This window comes from Kosakonia oryzendophytica, from assembly GCF_900094925.1.
GTDB classification, from domain to species: Bacteria; Pseudomonadota; Gammaproteobacteria; order Enterobacterales; family Enterobacteriaceae; genus Kosakonia; species Kosakonia oryzendophytica.
In genome coordinates this window covers 99162-120139 of sequence record NZ_FMAY01000006.1, presented here as the reverse complement: position 1 = coordinate 120139, position 20978 = coordinate 99162, and the positions used below count along the sequence as shown (strand labels likewise).

The window sequence follows — 20978 nt, the reverse complement described above, 5'->3', positions numbered from 1 at the left end:
TTCACTTGTCGCTCTCCGGATCAAGACGTTTACGCTCGCGTTTTTTCAGCGTGATATACAGCACCCCGCCGACCAGCGAGCCAAACAGCAACCCGAGGATCGCCAGCAACGCTGAGTGCTGGTTGGCATACCAAATCACCATCATATGCACCGGCATTTCACCGCTCGGGAATTGCTCGCCCACGCGGAAACTGCGCACGCCGGTTTCGTTGGTAATGATGGCCGCATCGCCGCGTATCCCGGCATTAATGCGCGCGGAACTGAGGTCAGCGTGCAATCGGGAGAGTTGCTCGTCGTTGCTACCTAATGCCAGCACCACCAGCCGTTCGTCATTCCACGGTGAGCGGAAACTGACAAAACCGCGCCACGCTTCGTTAGAAGAGAAGTAGCGGTCGGCTTCAATGCCCTGCGACGCCCAGTCGCCGCTGATCCAACGGCGGATTTTCTGCCAGCTCCCCGGCTCGCGGACGCCCAGCGTGCTGTCGTGCAGAGTAAACGGTGAGTTCGCCAACAGTGCGCGGTTAAACGCGTGCTGGTCCATACCGGTAACCGCCAGCACATCGCGGTCGCGCATCAGCTCGCTATCGGTCGGTAGACCCAGTACCACACGGTTATGCCCAAGCGCAGTGCCGGTAGCATTCCCGGCGCGCGCTGTCATATCCAGCAGGGTCGCGACTTGCGTCTCTGTCGGTTGTGCGGGCAGCATCAGCAACGTTTCTGAATAGTCTGCCTGTCGGGTAAACGGAAAAGAGGCACCGACAAAGTAAGAGAGGTTCGGCAACAGGGCAAAGTGGCGGGTGTGGCTCAAATCAATCCACGAGTCGTCATCAATGCGGCTTTTGATGTTGTTATTCAGCAACGTGCTGCACGGCGCGTTCTCTTTCGGCACGATGTTGAAATAGAGCGAAAGTTGGTTGTCGCCGTAAATCATATATGGCTCCAGCGGCATATCAAACGACTCCTGCCGCGCATCGCCACCCAGTTTGTGCCACAACGTCTCCAGCGCGCCCTGCTTGTTAACCGGCAGGTTATGCAGGAAGGCGTCGTTCAGGGTCATACTCAGCCATGAGCGCTGCTCATCAATCCAGTTTTCCGTCGGGAAGCGGTAGCCGACATGCAGCGGAATGGTTTCTCCGTCCCACAGGAAGAGATCCGGCGCTGCGCGAAACGCCACCTGCAACGGCGAATGCCAGATCCCGGTCGTAGTCAGGCTTTGATCTTTGCGGATCAACTCCGTCAATTTCACCGGGCGATCCGTCGGGATCCAGCGTGGTGCATCATACGGTTTGCTCAACGGAATAGTTTGCGCCTCCACCTCCACGGACGGCGTTTGTGCGGCAAAGTTACCGCGCGTTAAACGCCAGGCCGCAGCACGCAATTCGGTATCGTCTTTCCCGACCACCAGCAGCAGTTTGTAAACCGGGTTCGCCGGGTTATCGACAATTTTCAGTAGTGGTTGCGTGGTTTGCGGCAGCGTCAGGCCGCCGATCTGCTCGCCGGGATGACCGATCAGGATGCCGTTTTTCTCCGGCAGACGATCGTGATACGTCGCAAAAGAGACGCCGCGATAATCCACCAGGATCCCCAGCCATGAGGCGATCAATGCCGCCGCGCTAATGGTATCTGCGCTAAGTTTTGGCCCAAACGCCACAGCGATAGCCGCAGGCGTCATCTGCATGCTGTCAAAGAACGGACGCGGGAAGTGGCTCAGATCCGCACCGATATCCAGCTGTTGCCCTTCCAGTTCAAAATGCGAATCCGGTAGCACAGTGACACGGTATTTGTCGCTCAGGTCGCGCTGACACTGCATCGCGTCACCGTCATTAATTTTCACGCTCAGGCTGTTGCTGGAGACCATCAACGCAGCCGGAACATCCAGTTGATAACGAGCGATATCCCCTTCGGCGGCGCTCAGCGGTACGGTGCCCAATGGCTGACCGTTAAGCATCAGTTGCAGCGTGGCGTTACGCGCCGCCATTGCCGGGGAAATTTTTAAATTCAGCGCCAGTCGGGCATTGGTCATCACCTGGTCCAGCGGCAGGGTAAAATCCACTCCGCCCTGGAATTGCCCGCCGCTTAGGGTGATGCCCTGTGGCAGGCCCATTTGCGCAATGCTGATATTGTTCACCACCGAGGGGACAAAAGTCGGCGGCGTTGGCGCCTGTGTAGGCGCGGGCAGGTTGAGTGGCAACAGCGACTCAACCGGGGTTTCTTCACTGTGCAACGGGGCGATAAACAGCGCGCTCACCAGCACCGCCAGCGTGGTCAGACGTTTCATACTCGCCCCTCTTCAGACGCCGCAGTGGCCGCTTGTTCAGCGCGCAGACGTCGGTTTTCGCGGCGCGATGTCCAGGTCATCCAGAACAGATCAAACACGCAGCGCACAATGGTGGCCATCGAACGGAACGGATTGTCCTGCGGTTTCGGCGGGTGAATCCATGCATCGGCGCGGGAAAGCACCACCCGCACCAGCTCGCGGCGGCGCGACAGCGGAATATCATCAAACATCAGGCGGATATACTCTTCGTCACTGGCCACCGTGTTGACCGGGATACTGATCGCCCCCGATTGCAACAGCAGCTCCACTTCTTCGATTTCATCGTTCAGATGGCGGTCATCCGGCGCGATAACGCGACAGCCACCCATCGACAAGTCTGCTGTTTTGCTGCGCGAGGTGATGCCGCTGGCATAATGCAGCAACACCGGAATATCCACATCGATACGGATCGTTTTGCGTGTCTGTCGCGTTTCACGCGCCACGGCGATGGCCGCCAGCAGGAAGATCAGACTGTACAATCCCCAACCGACGTTCAGGGCGATAACGCGCGGATCCACGCCAAAATAGTCATGGGCAAAGGCGCGCGCGAGACCGGCTATCACACCCGCGCCGAGTAACACCGCGATAATCAAATGCAGACGCACTACGCTAAAGTCGAAGTAGCCAACGTTTAACAGGCCGCCTTTATCGGTCACGTTAAATTTCCCGCGTTTCGGGAAGAACATGGTGACGACCGTCGGCAGCACAATGTGGAACGCCAGCACGATGTCGTAGATCTCCCCCCAGAAGCTATAACGGTAACGCCCGTTTAGCCGCGAGTTGACGTAGACCGACAAGAACAGATGCGGCAGCGCATACGCGAATACCAGGCTCGCCGACGAGTGAATAATGTTCAGGTTAAACAGCAGATAGGCCAGCGGCGCGGTTAAAAACGCGATGCGCGGCAGCGCGAACTGGTAATAGAGCATGGCGCTCAGGTAGCACAACCGCTGCTGGATGGTTAGCCCGCGGCCAAACAGCGGGTTGTCGAGGCGGAAAATCTGCGTCATACCACGAGCCCAACGGGTACGTTGAATCACATGCAGCACCAGGCGTTCAGTGGCCAGGCCTGCCGCCAGTGGAATATCAAGAAATGCCGAGCCCCAGCCCAGACGCTGCATTTTCAGCGCAGTGTGGGCATCTTCCGTCACGGTTTCGACGGCGAAACCACCAATCTCTTCCAGCGCGCTGCGGCGAATAACCGCACAGGATCCACAGAAGAATGTGGCGTTCCAGTTATCATTCCCCCGCTGGATTGGACCATAAAACAGCGAGCCTTCGTTGGGGATATCTCGCCCCAGCGAGAGGTTACGTTCGAACGGATCGGGAGAGTAAAAGTAATGCGGCGTCTGCACCAGCGCCAGTTTCGGATCTTTCAGGAACCCACCCACTGTCGCCTGCAGGAAAATACGGGTGGCCACATGGTCACAGTCGAACACGCAAATCAGCTCGCCGTTGGTGAGTTTCATGGCGTGGTTCAGGTTACCGGCTTTGGCGTGCGCATTATCATTACGGGTGATATAGCCTACGCCCACATCGGCGGCGAATACCGCAAACTCGCGACGTTTACCGTCGTCGAGCAGATAGATTTGCATCTTGTTGCGCGGGTAATCAATACACTGCGCCGCCAGCACCGTGTCGCGCACCACGTCCAGCGGTTCGTTATAGGTTGGAATGTAAATATCGACGGTCGGCCACTGGTTCATATCGTCCGGCAACTGGACGATTTCACGCTTCAGCGGCCATGCGGTCTGCAAATAGCTGAGCAGCAGCATCACCCAGACGTAGACTTCCGCCAGAAATAACCCCATACCGAGGATCGTTTCGACTTCGGAATTAAAATGCAGGGTTTGCGTCAGGCGGAAATACATATAACGCGTCGACAGCAATATCGACATCACTACCATAATCAGTGAGATGCTGCGCTTTTTGCTGAAGCCGAGCAGAAATAAAATACCGATACTGATCAGGCCAAAAATGTACTGTTTTTGGCTGTCCATCGGCGTAATGACCACTAAAAGGGCAACCGGAACCATTGCCAGCGCCAGCAATATATAAAGAAACTTTTTCATGGGGGTGCCCGTGAGCGTTAGAAGCCAGACATCTTAGGTTTACTGTGAACGGTACCGTCGCCGATCTTGACGCCTAAAATACCGGCGACGCGTTTGGCAATGAGTTCAATATCAAATGCCGCTGCGGAGGCCGGACTGAAGTCAAAGATGGACTGTTGCGATGCATTCGCTTCCGCAACGCTCTCATCCCGGTGCAGGACACCCAGCAGCTTATTGCCCAGGCGCTGCTCCATAAATGCCGTCACATCGCGGCTGATCTGGCGGCGGCTGTCGCTCTGATTCACCACAAAATAGTGACCGGCTCTACGGTTGAGGACTTCACCCGTCAGGCGGTTATTATCAATGTGTGGCAGCAGGGAGAGCGATGCGGTATCCGCCAGCAGCGTAACCAGATGCACATCGGCAAGCCGCGACATGGCTTTTAATGCCGCCGACGGCCCGGGAGGGAAGTCGGCAACAATAATCAGACCGGGATAATTAAGCAGCGTATTCAGCCCGCGCGTCAGGAAGTGTTCGTCGTGAGTCAGACGCTCTTCAAACGCGACACGCTCTTCCTCAGTGGCATCACCATACGGCAGAACAAAAATATTGCCGCCCGCCGTGAGGACAAACTGGCTCCAGTCGGAGGATTCCGCTGCCTTCGCCACGAAACCGCGCCCGTCAGAGAGTGGCACGCCGAAATGCAGACGCAGCGCATTTTGCACATCGAAGTCCAGCGCCAGAACTTTGCTGCCAGAACGGGCAAGAGCATACGCCAGGTTAGCCGTCAGCGTCGTTTTTCCGACGCCGCCTTTCGGCGAACAAACACAAATTAACGGCATGACGCGATCCTTTCTAACAACGATTGTAAGGGCTGATTTTTTTCAATGGCCGGTTCCGCTTCTGGTGCTTTTGGCGCAAAGAGTCGGGCAAAATTTGCGGGCTCTGAAGACGATCCACCAGAGACCGTTCGCGGTGCTGGCATTTGCATCACCGGCGCATATCTGTCTGGCTCCGGAAGATTCGCCGCAGCGTTAAACGCGGGCGCGACGGCATCAAGCTGGCTGGCGACATCTTTAAAAATGGAGGCCGACGGCACAGGCGTCACGTCACGGAGAACCGGAACGGCAAGCGGAGCCTCTTCTTCGGCGTTGATGGCGAAGAGATCGGGCTCAACGGCATGAGGAACCGGAACGGACACATGACCGCCCATTGCCAGCGTGGAGGTTTCGGTTGCAGGAGAAAGCTGATTAATAATGGTCCAACTGCCCTGGTCGTGTGCTAAGTGCTGTGCAGAGAGATCCTTGAAATCGTGTTTCTGGTTACGAGTCTTGTCCTTGAACCTCTGCAAATCATCGTAATGATTCATAGTTATTCTCATGATTTACAAAAAAATATTGTACCCACCACCGCCATGATCTTAGTGACCTGGTATAGGTAGTCGTATGATTTTTTATTTTCGCGGTGCTGTCGTGCGCGGGTACGTGATAACGCGTTTTCTATTATCCACAGCCTGTTTTTGCGGTTTAAATTGTAGCGGCGCTAACACACTGTTAATTTCCAGCAAATATATAAATATTCTCTATACATGTGCTATCTTTTTTTTTCACAATTACCATTACAGCATTTACGACTATAAAAAAGCGTCATCAACAGATGAATAAATCAACTTAAATAAAATTTATATATTTCTGAATTAATTTTAATTAAATCAATAGAATAACAAACTGCGATAAATAACTATTGGTTTAATTTTTTATTACTTACCGAAATATTTTGAAATAAAAATTTGCAGTTAAAAAAGCCGTAATTAATCTAACTCGTTCTTACTGCTGGACTTATTCCGAAACTACCTTTTTTGGCAGTTTTTTGGAAATATTTAAAATAAACCGGAATTTTACTCAGTTTTTAAGATTATCGCCAGAGTGGGGAAAGGATAAAAAAAGCCCGGTAAATAGACGTTACCGGGCAGTACGTTACAGCGATGTTTATGCCAGCGGTTTCTCGCTGTTCTCGTCCTGGTCAACCGCAAAACAGGCAACCAGTTGACCGCCGTAGTCCTTCAGTTGCGGCTGCAACTGGGTGCAGGGACCAAAACGGCGACGGCAGCGGGCGTTAAATGCGCACCCCGGCGGTGGATTCAGCGGGCTTGGCAGCTCACCGGTCAGTTTAATACGCTCGCGACGCTCATCCGGGTTCAGACGTGGTGTTGCCGACAGCAGCGCCTGCGTGTACGGATGGCGTGGATTGGAGAAGATCTGATCTTTGGTGCCCTTCTCCACGCAGCGGCCGAGGTACATCACCATCACTTCATCGGCAATGTGCTCAACGACCGACAGATCGTGAGAAATAAACACATAAGACAGCCCCAGGTCCTGCTGCAAATCCATCATCAGGTTCAGTACCTGCGCACGCACGGAAACGTCCAGCGCGGAGACCGGTTCATCGGCAATCACCACGTCCGGGTCGAGCATCAGGCCGCGGGCAATGGCAATACGCTGGCGCTGCCCACCCGAGAACATATGTGGGTAGCGATCGTAATGCTCGGTTTTCAGGCCGACTTTTGCCATCATCGCCAACGCTTTTTCCCGGCGCGCTTCTTTGCTCAGAGCCGTGTTAATCAGCAACGGCTCTTCGAGGATTTGCCCCACTTTTTTACGTGGGTTCAGCGAACCATACGGGTTCTGGAAAACGATCTGAATTTTCTGGCGGCGCAGCTTTTGCGCATGCGGATCGTGCTTAAGCAGATCCTGACCTTGATAATAGAGTTCCCCCCCGGTTGGGGTTTCGATCATCGTCAGCAGACGACCAAGCGTGGATTTACCACAGCCAGACTCGCCCACCACCGCGAGGGTTTTACCGCGCTCCAGCGTAAATGAAACGCCATCCAACGCTTTGACCAGGCGCTCCGGGGCAAACAGCCCTTTCTTCACCGGGTAGTGTTTCTTCAGGTCGATAGCCTGCAACAGCGGCTGTTGCGAGGTGGCCTCGTGCGTACTCATAGTGTCGGCCTCCCGGCGTCATCGAGTGGGTAGTGGCATTTAGACTGACGGCCGCCGTCGACGGTGTTCAGCTCAGGCTCTTGCTCACGGCATTTGTCCGTTGCATAGGGGCAGCGCGGGTTGAGCAGGCAACCGGTCGGGCGGTCATATTTGCCCGGCACCACACCAGGCAATGACGCCAGACGGGCTTTGTCCTGCGCGAACTCCGGCAGCGCGCGCAGTAGCGCCTGCGTATAGGGGTGACGCGGCGCACGGAAGATATCGCGCGCTTCGCCGGTTTCCACTACCTGGCCTGCATACATCACAATGATTTTGTGCGCCGCTTCCGCCACCAGCGCCAGATCGTGGGTAATCAGGATCAGCGCCATATTCTCTTTTTGCTGAAGCTCCAGCAAAAGTTCGATGATCTGCGCCTGAATCGTTACATCCAGTGCGGTGGTCGGTTCATCGGCAATCAGCAGTTTTGGCTGGCAGGCTATCGCCATCGCGATCATGACACGCTGACTCATCCCTCCAGAAAGCTGGTGCGGGTAAACGTCCAGACGCGAGGCTGGATCGGGAATACCCACCTGCGTCAGCAGGTCAATCGCGCGCTGACGTCGGGTTTTTTTATTCCCGCCCTGGTGCACTTTGATGGCTTCCATGATCTGGAAGCCGACCGTATAGCACGGGTTCAGGCTGGTCATAGGATCCTGAAAAATCATCGCCACTTCGGAGCCCACCAAACTGCGGCGTTCTTTTTCCGAAATGCGTTTCAGATCCTGGCCGTTGAACTCCAGCTTGTCGGCCATCACGCGACCGGGGAAATCAATCAGTCCCATGATTGCCAACGAGCTGACGGATTTTCCGGAGCCGGACTCGCCAACGATGCCGACCACTTCGCCCTGGTTTACGCTATAGCTAACGCGGTCTACGGCGCGGAACTCGGAGCCCACGTCGCCGAAGTGCACCGATAATTTATCTACATTTAATAACGCCATCTCGAACCTCTTACTGCTTCAGTTTGGGATCGAGCGCATCGCGCAGGCCGTCACCCATCAGGTTAAATGCCAGCACCGTCAGCAAGATCGCGACGCCCGGGAAGGTCACGACCCACCAGGCACTTTGTGCGAACTGCAACACGTCGGAGAGCATGGTGCCCCACTCCGGTGTTGGCGGCTGCGCACCCATGCCAAGGAAGCCAAGGGCGGCCATATCGAGAATGGCGTTAGAGAAACCGAGCGACGCCTGAACAATCAGCGGCGCAAGGCAGTTCGGGAAAATGTTAACGAACATCTGGCGCATCGCACCCGCACCGGCGACGCGGGAGGCAGTCACATAGTCGCGATTCACCTCCACCAGCACGGCGGCGCGGGTGAGTCGGACATAATGTGGCAACGCCACAAAAGTGAGCGCCAGCGAAGCATTGACTATCGACGGACCAAAAATGGCCACCAGAACCAGCGCCAGCAGCAAGCTCGGCAGGGCCAGCATAATGTCGACAATACGCATGATAACGTTGTCGATAACACCGCCAAAGTAACCTGCGACCAGGCCAAGGATGATACCGGCAATCAACGACAGCACCACCACCAGACAACCGACCAGCAGCGACAGGCGCGCGCCGAACATCAAACGCGACAGCGTATCGCGGCCCACATCATCCGTCCCCAGAATGTGCGACCAGGTGCCGCCATCCTGCCAGACCGGTGGCGCGAGCAGCGCATCACGGAATTGATCCGCCGGGTTATGCGGTGCCAGATAATTGGCGAACACGGCGATAATCAGCATGATAAGAACGTAAACCAGCCCTACAACGGCGCCTTTGTTACGTTTGAAATAGTGCCAGAACTCCTGCAACGGGGTCATCGGCACCGGTGCGGTTACAACTTTATTTTCAGTGACTTGTGACATGATGGCCCCTTACTTCTTATGCCGGATACGCGGGTTCACCACGCCGTAGAGCAGGTCGACCAGCAGGTTGACGAGGATGATCATCGTCGCGACCAGTAATACCCCACCCTGTACAACCGGATAGTCGCGGCGTTGCAGCGCATCAATCAGCCAGCGGCCAAGGCCCGGCCAGGAAAAGATGGTTTCGGTCAGAATAGCGCCCGCCAGCAACGTGCCGACTTGCAGACCAATAACCGTCACCACCGGCAACATCGCATTACGCAGGGCATGAACGATAATCACGCGCATACGGGTCAGCCCTTTTGCACGCGCGGTACGAATATAATCTTCACCCAGCACTTCCAGCATTGAGGAGCGCGTCATACGCACAATCACCGCCAGTGGAATCGTACCGAGCACAATTGCCGGCAGGATCATATGCGCGAGGGCGTCAATAAAGTTCCCCTCTTCCCCCCAGATGGCGGTATCGATCAGCATAAACCCGGTGAGCGGGTTACTGTCGTCGAGGAACACCATATCGCTGACACGCCCGGAGACCGGTGTCAGGTTGAGTTGCACGGATACCAGCATGATAAGCATCATGCCCCACCAGAAGATAGGCATCGAATAACCGGTCAGCGCGAGGCTCACTGCGGTGTGATCGAAAATGGAACCGCGCTTCACGGCAGCCATAACGCCGACCGGAATACCCACGGCAACGGCAAAAATCATGGCGCAGATGCCGAGTTCAAGCGTCGCTTTAAAACGCGGCACGAACTCGTCCCACACCGGAAGACGGCTCTTAAGAGAGAGACCTAAATCACCGTGCAATACGCCCCATACATAATGGACGTACTGTTCCCAGAGCGGCTTGTCGAGCCCAAGCTCGGCCAGCAACTGGGCGTGACGCTCAGGAGAGATACCACGCTCACCTGCCATGATCATCACCGGATCGCCGGGGATCATATGGACAAAGGCAAAGGTGAGAAGGGTGATACCGATAAACGTGGGGATAACCAGCCCCAAACGTCGGAGAATGAACTGCAACATAACCCGGATTCTCAGTAGTGACGCAGCGCCTGGCGACGATGCATCTGTATTGCTCACAAATGTAAATTCCCTGCAAGCAGGAAATACGCTTACCCCCTCTCCCCGGAGGGAAGAGGGGGTAAAGCTTCGTGCTTTTTATTCGACAGACACGTTTTCGAAGTGGTGTTTGCCTAATGGGTCAACCACGTAGCCTTTGACTTCTTTACGCACTGGCTCGTAAACGGTGGAGTGTGCCACGATCAGCGCCGGAGCCTGGTCATGCATCACTACCTGCGCCTGTTTGTAAAGTTCAATACGCTTGTTGTGGTCGTCGGTGGCACGCGCCGGTTGAATCAGATCTTCAAACGGTTTATAGCACCAGCGGGAGTAGTTGGAGCCATCTTTTGCCGCAGCGCAGCTAAACAGGGTGGCGAAGAAGTTATCCGGATCCCCGTTGTCGCCGGTCCAGCCCATCATCACCGCCTGGTGTTCGCCTGCTTTCGCACGCTTCAGGTATTCACCCCACTCGTAAGTGACGATCTTGGCCTGCACGCCGACTTTCGCCCAGTCAGCCTGAATCATTTCTGCCATACGGCGAGCGTTCGGGTTGTACGGACGCTGTACCGGCATCGCCCACAGCTCAACGGTAAAGCCTTTATCCTGACCGGCTTCTTTCAGCAGTTGTTTCGCCTTCTCAGGATCGTAGGTGTAATCTTTAACGTCGTCGTTATAGCCCCACATGGTCGGCGGGATCAGGTTTTTCGCCGCAACGCCCGCGCCTTGGTACACCGCTTTGATGATCGCTTCTTTATTCACTGCGTAAGTCAGCGCCTGACGCACTTTCACGTCATCAAACGGTTTTTTCTCGGTGTTGAAAGACATGTAGCCGACGTTCAGACCCGCCTGCTCCATCAGGTTGATACTCTTGTCTTCCTTCATGCGCGCAATGTCTGCCGGGTTCGGGTACGGCATAACCTGGCATTCGTTTTTCTGCAGTTTGGCATAACGTACAGAGGCATCAGGCGTGATGGAGAAGACCAGACGGTCAATTTTCGGCTTGGTACCCCAGAAGCCTTCAAACGCTTTGTACAGAATGCGGGAGTCTTTCTGGTACTGCAGCAGCTGGAACGGACCGGTACCGATCGGATCGAGGTCAACTTTCTCCGGGGTGCCTGCTTTCAGCATGTTGTCTGCGTATTCTTTGGACAGGATGGAAGCGAAGTCCATTGCCAGGTCAGCCAGGAACGGCGACTCAGGACGCGTCAGCACGAACTGCACCGTGTGATCGTCGACTTTCTTCACTTCGCTAATCAGGTCTGGCAGCCCCATGCCTTCAAAGTATTCGTAGCTGCCACCAGAGACTTTGTGGTACGGGTTTTGCGCGTTTTTCTGACGATCAAAAGAGAACACGACGTCGTCAGCGTTGAATTCACGCGTCGGTTTGAAATCTTTGTTGTTCTGCCACTTCACGCCTTTACGCAGGTGGAAAGTGTAGGTTTTGCCATCGGCGCTGACTTCCCACTTTTCAGCCAGACCCGGAATGACTTCAGTGGTGCCGGTTTTAAATTCTACCAGACGGTTATAGATCGGCACTGAGCTGGCATCGTAAGTAGTACCAGAGGTGAAAAGCTGTGGGTTGAAGCCTTCAGGCGAACCTTCAGAACAATAAACCAGGGTTTTTGCTTGCACGCTGGCCGCGACGGTCATTGCCACCAGGCTAAGACCGAGCTTCAGCATCCCTGACTTCTTCAAGGAAATACTCATTGATTCTGCTCCAATGTGATATGTGTTGTTACCCATGCATGGGTATATCCGACAGGCCTTTATTAGTTTTTTACCCGGTCTGGTCGGTAGTGCCCGAGGGCGTTATGAGAGATGGGGATTCCTTTCACAAGGTTGACTGAGTTGCAGTACAGATTCTCCTTGAAATGCCCCTCATGCCCTACAATCTGTCAACAGAATGTCAAAACGTCAATACAGGTAACCGGGATTTACACCGGCGGTGAGAATCCGCAGACAAAGTTTAAAAAAACTTCAAGCCTCTATTTTCAGCAGAGAAAATTGTGCTACCGCCATGATGACAGAATAATCACCTTGCTATCAGCAAGTATCCAGTGATTAACATTCATCCAGATTATGAAAAAATTCTTACGGAATGCTGAATATATGAGCGATTAATACCGAGAACGTTAAAACGCACAGCGTAATATGCTGACTCTATCTATAAGCAACGCGAAAAAAGATTCATCTATATATAAAAAAATACAATGGAATATCTCACAAAACAGGGAGCTGGCAGTGAGAAGTGAGGATAAGGGCGATTTCAGACGCCCTTGTCCGGTTTCGTTTGTATCGGTAGGTCAGATTACCCTGCCGACAGGATCGTTCAGCGCGGAAAGAGAAGATGAAGCCGTACTCAGGCAAATTTTTCAAAGGCAGAAAGCAAAAAACCCAACCTTCCGGTTGGGTTTTTCTGAATTTGGTCGGTGATAGAGGATTCGAACCTCCGACCCCTTCGTCCCGAACGAAGTGCGCTACCAGGCTGCGCCAATCACCGAATGCGGGGCGCATCTTACTGCCCCCAACATGCTCCGTCAATCCCTTAATGTAAAAAAGCGTACTGACTGATGATAAAGCCAGCAGAGCACTTACTTCGCGGGCTGAGCCGGGAGATGGCACCAGTTGTTGTTCTCGTTTATCCCGCCATTCGGCGAGGTGTAACCGAGGCATCCCATAATGGTGTCATACAGTTCAACGTGGCGGCGCGCAGTCTTGTACTCCGCCTGTTGCTTCAGTTGAGCAAACATCTTCGCCTTGTCCGGATCCTGTAAGTACTTATCCGACATCCACACCATCATCGGCACGCGGAACTGCTCTGGTGGTGCCATTTTACGCGGCGTACCGTGCAGGTGCTCTTTATCGTTAATAGACTCACCATGGTCAGCGGCATAGAAGATAATCGCTTTACGGTCACGCAGCTTATCGATCACCGTATCGATAAAGGAATCTACATAGGTCACCGAGTTATCATACGAGTTAATCAACTCCTCTTTGCTGCATTTACCCGAGGCCTGACACTCCGGTGTCCACTGCGCGAAACTGCGCGGATAACGCTGGGTGTAGTTAAAGTGCGACCCTTTGGTATGCAAGATAATCATGTGCTTACCATTTTTCTTATTGTCCAGCGAGCGTTGCATCTCATCGATAAGCAACATGTCATCCACGCTTTTGCCGCGGTTGCGCGGCTCCGCGCCAATCTGTTCACGGTAGGCAATGTTATCTGCCATTGTGTTGCTGTAGAACCACATCTCGCTTTGCATTGCATATAAATCAGTGGTGAATCCCAACTGCTTGAGTACAGAAAAGACATTTTGCTCTTTCAACGTGCGTTGCGGGTTATCATCCGCACCGCCTTCACGGACAAACATGCAGCGCAACGAGAGTTTTGTCGCCGTATCGCAAGACTCACCGCGAAACGCGACAAGATTTTTCTCCTGCGCCAGTTTCGGCGTGGTATTACGGGAGTAGCCCAGCATGCCCATATGATCCCAGCGCGTGGTCTCACCGATAATAAACACCACCCAGGTATCGTCGATGCCCTTCGGCGCCACGTAGGTAAATTTTGTCGCCGGGTTTATCAGCGATTTATTGTCCGAGGATTCATCCACCTGCGCCCAGGCATAGAGCCCGAGTGCAGAGAGCCAGTTCGACGGTAAATAGGAGTTCGCCACCACGCCGCCATAGCTTGGCATATCGACGCCAGAGATTTTCTCGTCATCTTTTTGCTGCATATCGAGCAGGCGAATCGGTCCCCAGACCATTAACCCCGCCAGCACCACCACCGTGACGCTGCGAAGGCGCTGCCCCGGAGTGTGCAACTGGCGCAGTAAGGTATAACGGCAGCGGTTGCTCCAGATAAACAGCAGCGGAAGCGCGCTGACCATCACCACCCAGACAATAAGCCGCCAGCCCACCACTTCCTTCGATAAATCGATATCGGTGGTCATCACTGAGGCAATAATGCCATAGCCAATCACCACGTTGAGGAAGGTCATATAGAAGCTGGCGCTGGCGGAGAACAACACGACCAGCGAGGCCAGTACACGCCAGGCGCGACGGCCGAATAACGACAACACACGCAGTAAGAAAAACGTGACCAGTACCGTACCAACAAGTTCGACTACCGCAGAGAGTCCTTTCAAAACGGTGAACGCTTGCGCATAACCGTCAAACCGACGGTAAAAAACTGCGCTATTCATAAACAGACCGATATACAACGCCAGAAAGAAGCTCAGCTTCTGCTGGGTCATCGTTTTGATGTAACTCATGCAAACAACCCTGGTAAAGGGGAAGAATACGCTCCTGACAAACGTCGACCAGTAACGGATGCAGGCTAATATGTCGCGGTGGAAGTTAACACAGGAAACTTCTAAAGCGCGGTAAGTAGACCATAGCGGGGCGGAAAAGTGTCAACCGGGAGTGCTCGCCGACCACATATTTACAAAAATATCAGGTCGGCGTCAGAAAAATGTCACTGAAAGCGGTTATCAGGAGGTGATAACGTTAAGCTTAACGTCAATGTTACCGCGTGTTGCATTGGAGTAGGGGCAAACAATGTGCGCTTTTTGCACCAGCGCTTCGGCTTCCTGATGATCCATGCCTGGCAGGTGAATGTCGAGTTGCGCTTCGATACCAAAGCCGGTCGGCAACGGGCCAATGCCTACCTGTCCCTCAATGTATGCCTCCTGCGGTACTTTCTTTTTCTCTACCGAGGCAACGTGTTTCAGTGCGCCAAGAAAACAGGCAGAGTAGCCCGCAGCAAAGAGTTGCTCCGGATTGGTGACTTCGCCGCCTGCCCCACCCATCTCCTTCGGCACACCCAGTTTCACATCCAGCACACCATCAGAAGAGACCGCGCGACCATCACGGCCTCCGGTTGCTTTGGCTTTCGCACGGTAAACTACTTTTTCTAAAGACATGTAAGACTCCTTCTGTTGGAAGAACCTGACAAGTAAGGATAGTCGCTCTGGCGGAAATTTGCGGTAGGGACAAAAAAACCGCCGTTGCAGCGGCGGTTTTCAGACAGCGAAGACGATTCAGGCATGGGCTTCTTTATAGAGGCGGCGTTGCGGTTGACGAATGGTGCTCGACAGCGCCAACGACACAATCAGCAGGGCAAAGATAACGCAAAAAGTGACATAAAAGCCGCCAAACAGCGAGGCGATAATCGAACCGCAAATACTGCCAATACCAAAGCCCAGATAAATCACCCCGTAGTTTTTCGCCAGGTTGTTCAGGCCGAAGAACTCGCTCACCAGTGACGGGAACACGGTGATGGTGCCGCCAAAGTTAAACGCAACACAGGCAATAGCGGCGAAGAACGTTGTGGCATTCAACGGTGCGAACAGCAGTGCCGCCATTCCCACCAGCGAAATCACCTGGCCGAGGGTGATCACGCGGATACGTGCCATCTTGTCAGACAGGATCCCCAGTACCAGGCGGCCGCTCAGGTTGGCAATGGCAATCACCGTCACCGCATTAGCAGCTGTCGCCACATCCAGATGCACCATGCCCTGCGCAATATCTTTCGCCACACCAATCACATACAGGCCGCTCATGCAGGCGGTCAGGAACATCACCGCCAGCATCCAGTACTGCGGTTTACGCATTGACTGCGCCAGCGTGAAGTCATTTTCCACAACACCGTTGACGGAGGCGGTTTTCTGCAGTGGAGCATCGGTCATCAAGGTGGCACCGAACACAATCATTACCAGCACCATCGCCCCCCAGATCATAAAGGTGTTTTCCAGACCAACGGTGGCAAGCAGGTGGCTGTCGATAAATTTGAATCCCAGACTGCCAAGACCATAAGAGCCAATGGAAAAGGCCGAAATCAGCCCTTTGCGTTCCGGGAACCATTTAACACAGTTGGAGAGGGTTAACAGATAACCTGCGCCGTCCGCCAACCCGACCAGCACGCCTGCGCTGAGCCACAACATCAGCAGGCTATGGGAGTGTGCTGTCAGAAAGAAACCCATACCAAGCAGGATCCCGGAGGCCATCGTGACGCGTTTTACACCAAAACGTTCCTGTAATTTACCGGCCACAGACGACGAGAGCGCCAGACCCAGGCTCAGCAAACCAAAGGAGAAAGCCACCTGGCTTACCGGCTGATCCAGCTTTTCCGCCAGCGAACTATTGAACAGACTCCAGGTATAAACAGACCCTAACGCAAATTGCGTAATGATAGTGCCGACCAGCGTCAGCCAGCGCGTGCGATTAACAGTTGAAGTATTCATGGCAGTCGTCCTGCAGAAAGTAAAAAAGAATTCACTGCAGACAACCATAACGAAGCGCATTTCATGCCAGGGTGAAAAAGGCATGAAATGCAGTAAGGAGGGAATGAAATGCATCTGTACGGGAATGAACGGCACAGTGAAAATTCACCGTCGCCATTTGCTTATGCGAGTTAGTGCATACTATCGACAGAACACGCGCCGTTATTGTTTCTCAAGTGTAAAATATTTGTTTTAAATACACTTAAAAACGCGCACTTACACCCATGCTATAAAGGTAATTCTGCCCGAGGGTCTCATTTTCTGACTGCGACATCGACGCATAGGCAGCCAGGTGTCTGCTCAGCAGCATATCTGCCCCGAGGGAGACATCCAGCCAGTTGCCGTACTGATTAGCGGGAGTGAGACGGGAAACGCCGGACTGACTCTTCCAGACGTTTTCGCCAACTTGCTGGTTATAGCTAACTTGCGCCCACGGGCGCAGATCGCCGAAGCGGCTATCCAGGCGCCATCCCAGCGAGCTAACGCTGGCATGCCACAGCGGATCGCTGTACTGCATGGTGGTCGCGCTGTCGCCGAATTCGTTATACATTGAAGTCATTGAACCATCGTAATGCCACACCGCTACCGGCCCCGTTGTCACATCACGCGCCAGCGGGAAATTCAGCCCCACACTCATGGTATTAGTGGCATCCAGCGGTGTGTCATCTGGCAGGTTAAAAGCAATGCCCGGCGAATTCTGCGTGGAGCGGATACGCTCTTCCAGAATGTCGTTGTAGCGCGGCTGGCGTTCGCTATCCCAGATATAGCGTTCAGGCGGCGTACTCTGATGCCCGGTAACAGAATATTCTTGCTGCCAGGCTATTGCCGCCTGGCAAAAAAAGAGACAGACAGGCACCAGTGCAAGCGAGAGGCCACTATTGGTTATTCTCATCAATATGCGACTCCAGAAAAAGAGCCGGATCCGGCGTAATAGTTATCGTTTTTGGCGGGTCTATAACCCTTATTTAACTATTGCCTTTTTAACACACTCGTCAAGACAGGCTGACGATTATTTGAATATATCGCGAACGGAGTAACACTATGCAACGTTGTGGTTGGGTCACTCAGGATCCGCTCTATCTTGCTTACCACGATACGGAGTGGGGAGTTGCGGAAAAGGACGGCAAAAAATTGTTTGAAATGATCTGCCTGGAAGGGCAACAGGCCGGGTTGTCATGGATCACCGTATTGAAAAAACGCGAAAATTACCGCAACGCGTTCCATCAGTTCGACCCTGAACGTGTGGCAGCAATGACGGCTGAGGATGTGGAAAATCTGCTGCAAAATGCCGGAATTATTCGCCATCGCGGCAAGATTGAAGCGATCATTGGCAACGCCCGCGCCTACCTGTCGATGGCGCAAAACGGCGAATCATTTTCAGATTTTGTCTGGGGCTTCGTCGACCACACACCGCAAATCACAAGCGCTGCGGCACTGAGTGAAATCCCAACGTCAACACCCGCGTCAGATGCATTATCAAAGGCGCTAAAAAAACGCGGCTTCAAATTCGTCGGCACCACCATCTGTTACTCCTTTATGCAAGCCTGCGGTCTGGTTAACGATCATATTACCGGCTGCCTCTGCCACCCCGGGGGACAGCATGATCCGCGCGTGGCGTAGTCAGGATCTGTCACCGCTGCTGAACTTATGGCTGGAAAGCACCATCTATGCGCATCCGTTTATTGAGGTGCGCTACTGGCACGAAAGCGAAGCGCTGGTGCGCGACGCTTACCTTCCGTCGGCGAAAACCTGGGTATGGGAAAAAAACGGGACACTGGAAGGGTTTATCAGCGTTATGGATGCGCAATTTATTGGCGCGCTGTTCGTGCGCCCTACCGCCATAGGCCAGGGAATTGGTAAGGCGCTGATGGATCATGCCAAACAGCGCTTTCCCTGGCTAAGCCTTGAGGTGTATCAGAAAAACGAACGGGCGGTGAACTTCTACCATGCGCAGGGTTTTCGTATTGAAGACAGCGCATGGCAGGAAGAAACACACCACCCGACGTGGATCATGAACTGGCAGGCGGAACAAACGCCGTCAGCGTAAGCGGCGGGCCCTGGTATTTCTCTACCCATGCCAGCGCCGTATTACCCGCGCAACCGTTGCCCAGACGCGAGCTGGGCAAATCTTTGGTCAGCACGTTCACCGCACCGTTTTTACAGATGCCCCCCGCCGCCGGGTCGAGATCCGGCCATGCACCTTCATGAATGCAGATAACGCCAGGCTTAATGCCTTCAGTCACCACGGCACCGGCCAACACCTGGCCGCGCCCATTCCACACACGCACCACATCGCCCGCCGCAATGCCCCGCGCCCGGGCATCCTGTGGATGCATGGTCACCGGTTCGCGGCCTGCGACGGCATATTCCTCACGCAAGCGGCTAAAGTTGAGCTGACTGTGCAGGCGATGCGCCGGATGCGCAGATAACACCTGCAACTGCTGCGGTTTGGCGTTACCGTGCCATTCGTCCGGCTCCAGCCACATCGGATGCGGCGGGCAATCCGCATAACCAAAGCTTTGGATACGTTGCGAGAAGATTTCGATTTTCCCACTCGGCGTTTTCAGCGGATTCGCTTGCGGGTCGCGGCGGAAATCGCCAAAGCGCACGAAGCGCGCGTTCTGCTCACTCTCCGGCATCTCAATCAACTGATTGGCTTGCCAGAATGCATCAAATGGCGGCAGCGTCACGTGCTGGCTGGCTCCGCGCTGTGCAGCGATGTTATAAAACGTCTCCAGCCATTGCAGTTCGCTTTTCCCTTCCGTAAAACGCTCACGGCCGCCGGCTTCCCAACGCTCGCTCAACTCAGCAAACACCGACCAATCATCCCGCGCTTCATACTGCGGCGCGACGACCTGTTTCATCGGCACCAGATGCTGGTTGCTGTAATCGCCGGTCATGGTCAGATCGTTGCGTTCAAACGAGGTGGTAGCGGGCAACACGATATCGGCGTGCTTCGCCGCCGCCGTCCAGAAGCATTCGGAAATGACCACCAACTCTGGCTTCTGCCAGGCGCGGATGAGCCGGTTGGTATCCTGATGGTGGGTAAAGTTAGCGCCGCCTGCCCACCAGACAAAGCGGATATCCGGAAAGTGGCGATCCATCCCGTTGTGCTGGTACGGCGCACCGGGGTTTTCCAGCGCCTCAATAATGCGGGCAACGGGAATTTTATCCACCGCATCGACACCGTCTTTCACCGTACCCTGCATGGATGCCAGCACCGCTGCACGTCGCGTCGGGTTACCGCCATTCGCGAAATGGTAAGAGAGACCAAAACCCCCGCCAGGGGTGCCAATCTGCCCGAGCATGGCAGCGAGGGTGACCAGCATCCAGTGTTTTTGCTCGCCAAACTGCTGGCGCTGCATCCCCCACCCCGACATCAGCATCGTGGTGTTTTCGTGGAAAATGGTGGCCAGTTCGCGGATTTTAGCCGCCTCTATGCCGCAAATATTCGCTGCCCATTCAGCAGTTTTTGCCACGCCATCGCGCTCACCGGTCAGGTAAGTGGCGAACGTGTCGTAACCGACGGTACAACGGGAGAGAAAGTCGTCATCCTGCCAGCCATTCTCCACCAGCGTATGGGCGATACCGAGCATTAAGGCCACGTCCGTGCCCATGTGCGGGGCAATCCACTCAATACTCTCACCGAAGAAGTCGACGGTTTCCGAGCGCATCGGATCGATGCAGATGACCCGCTTGCCGCTTTTGCGCAGCGCGTCAAAGTAAGGGATGCCCTGCTCATCGGTGGCGTTCCAGGCAATCTTCAACGTATTGAGCGGGTTAGCGCTCCACAGCACCACCACATCGCTGTGTTCAAGGATCAACGGCCAGCTGGTCTGCTGCTGGTACACTTCGTTGCTGCCGACGACGTACGGCATAATCGCCTGCGCGGCCCCGGTGGAATAATCCCCAAGATGCCCGGTGTAGCCACCTGCCAGACTCATATACCGCTGTAACAACGTCGCCGCTTTGTGCAGCACACCGTTCGAGCGCCAGCCGTAGGAACCGGCAAAGATGGACGCCGGCCCGTACGTGTCGCGAATACGTTTATGCTGTCGATGAATCAGCTCCAGCGCCTCGTCCCAACTCACGCGTACAAACTCATCCTGCCCACGGACACCCTGCGGGTTTGAGGGCGAGGCCAGAAAACCTTTCCGCACCATTGGATAGCGCACACGCGTTTCGCTATGTACCTGATCCTGCACCACGGTTTGCAGTGAGTTGGGGTGACGGGTTGGCAGTGCGCCACGGGACGCGAGGACCTTTTCACCGTCAGTGTCGACCAGCATAGGCCCCCAGTGGGCTGCCGTTAGAATCGTTTTGATAGCAGGGTTTGCCAAAGCGCGCTCCTGAATAGCTTGCAGGTGGC

The 20978-nt window shown here is 54.4% G+C and carries 16 protein-coding genes and 1 tRNA gene; 2 read left to right on the top strand and 15 right to left on the bottom strand.

Annotated features, from left to right (window positions below; all coding sequences use genetic code 11):
- Position 1: 1 nt before the first annotated feature.
- From bcsB to GA0061071_RS11930, 14 genes are all read right to left on the bottom strand, one after another.
- Complete coding sequence (gene bcsB, locus GA0061071_RS12000) at positions 2-2278, bottom strand: cellulose biosynthesis cyclic di-GMP-binding regulatory protein BcsB (protein WP_088238293.1); 2277 nt, start codon at positions 2276-2278, stop codon at positions 2-4.
- Complete coding sequence (bcsA, locus tag GA0061071_RS11995) at positions 2275-4389, bottom strand: UDP-forming cellulose synthase catalytic subunit (protein WP_088238292.1); 2115 nt, start codon at positions 4387-4389, stop codon at positions 2275-2277. The genes bcsB and bcsA overlap by 4 nt, the downstream gene beginning before the upstream one ends.
- Before the next feature lie 17 nt (positions 4390-4406).
- The gene (gene bcsQ / locus GA0061071_RS11990; protein WP_061492585.1) at positions 4407-5210 is read right to left on the bottom strand and encodes a cellulose biosynthesis protein BcsQ; all 804 of its coding nucleotides are present in this window, start codon (positions 5208-5210) and stop codon (positions 4407-4409) included.
- Entirely contained in the window at positions 5201-5737 is a 537-nt protein-coding gene (bcsO, locus tag GA0061071_RS11985; protein ID WP_061492583.1) for a cellulose biosynthesis protein BcsO, read from the bottom strand. The genes bcsQ and bcsO overlap by 10 nt, the downstream gene beginning before the upstream one ends.
- A 619-nt stretch (positions 5738-6356) precedes the next feature.
- Entirely contained in the window at positions 6357-7370 is a 1014-nt protein-coding gene (gene dppF, locus GA0061071_RS11980; RefSeq protein WP_088238291.1) for a dipeptide ABC transporter ATP-binding subunit DppF, read from the bottom strand.
- The gene (gene dppD / locus GA0061071_RS11975) at positions 7367-8350 is read right to left on the bottom strand and encodes a dipeptide ABC transporter ATP-binding protein (protein WP_061492579.1); all 984 of its coding nucleotides are present in this window, start codon (positions 8348-8350) and stop codon (positions 7367-7369) included. Before dppD ends, dppF begins: the two co-directional genes overlap by 4 nt.
- A gap of 10 nt (positions 8351-8360) precedes the next feature.
- Entirely contained in the window at positions 8361-9263 is a 903-nt protein-coding gene (gene dppC, locus GA0061071_RS11970; protein ID WP_061492577.1) for a dipeptide ABC transporter permease DppC, read from the bottom strand.
- A gap of 9 nt (positions 9264-9272) precedes the next feature.
- Entirely contained in the window at positions 9273-10292 is a 1020-nt protein-coding gene (gene dppB / locus GA0061071_RS11965) for a dipeptide ABC transporter permease DppB (protein ID WP_088238290.1), read from the bottom strand.
- Positions 10293-10427: 135 nt separating this feature from the next.
- Positions 10428-12035: a dipeptide ABC transporter periplasmic-binding protein DppA gene (gene dppA, locus GA0061071_RS11960; RefSeq protein ID WP_061492574.1), complete on the bottom strand. Its 1608-nt coding sequence runs from the start codon at positions 12033-12035 to the stop codon at positions 10428-10430.
- A 716-nt stretch (positions 12036-12751) separates the two neighbouring features.
- Positions 12752-12828 (bottom strand) — tRNA-Pro (locus GA0061071_RS11950).
- A 91-nt stretch (positions 12829-12919) separates the two neighbouring features.
- Positions 12920-14599 carry a kdo(2)-lipid A phosphoethanolamine 7''-transferase gene (gene eptB, locus GA0061071_RS11945; protein ID WP_061492572.1) on the bottom strand — a complete coding sequence of 560 codons (1680 nt, stop codon included), beginning with the start codon at positions 14597-14599 and terminating at the stop codon, positions 12920-12922.
- 219 nt (positions 14600-14818) lie between these two features.
- Positions 14819-15250, bottom strand: a complete 432-nt coding sequence (locus GA0061071_RS11940) for an organic hydroperoxide resistance protein (protein WP_061492570.1) — start codon at positions 15248-15250, stop codon at positions 14819-14821.
- Positions 15251-15367: 117 nt separating this feature from the next.
- The gene (locus GA0061071_RS11935) at positions 15368-16570 is read right to left on the bottom strand and encodes an L-lactate MFS transporter (protein ID WP_088238377.1); all 1203 of its coding nucleotides are present in this window, start codon (positions 16568-16570) and stop codon (positions 15368-15370) included.
- A gap of 241 nt (positions 16571-16811) precedes the next feature.
- Entirely contained in the window at positions 16812-17501 is a 690-nt protein-coding gene (locus GA0061071_RS11930) for an autotransporter domain-containing protein (protein ID WP_088238289.1), read from the bottom strand.
- Between the two features lie 149 nt (positions 17502-17650).
- Here GA0061071_RS11930 and tag point away from each other — a divergent pair, with 149 nt between their 5' ends.
- Together tag and GA0061071_RS11920 are read left to right on the top strand one after the other, a co-directional pair.
- A complete protein-coding gene (gene tag / locus GA0061071_RS11925; protein WP_088238288.1) occupies positions 17651-18229 on the top strand; it encodes a DNA-3-methyladenine glycosylase I in 579 nt (192 codons plus the stop codon).
- Positions 18210-18656, top strand: a complete 447-nt coding sequence (locus tag GA0061071_RS11920; protein ID WP_088238287.1) for an N-acetyltransferase — start codon at positions 18210-18212, stop codon at positions 18654-18656. Before tag ends, GA0061071_RS11920 begins: the two co-directional genes overlap by 20 nt.
- Here the strand turns inward: GA0061071_RS11920 and GA0061071_RS11915 are convergent.
- Positions 18619-20949: a molybdopterin guanine dinucleotide-containing S/N-oxide reductase gene (locus tag GA0061071_RS11915; RefSeq protein WP_088238286.1), complete on the bottom strand. Its 2331-nt coding sequence runs from the start codon at positions 20947-20949 to the stop codon at positions 18619-18621. The genes GA0061071_RS11920 and GA0061071_RS11915 overlap by 38 nt on opposite strands.
- Between the last annotated feature and the right edge of the window lie 29 nt (positions 20950-20978).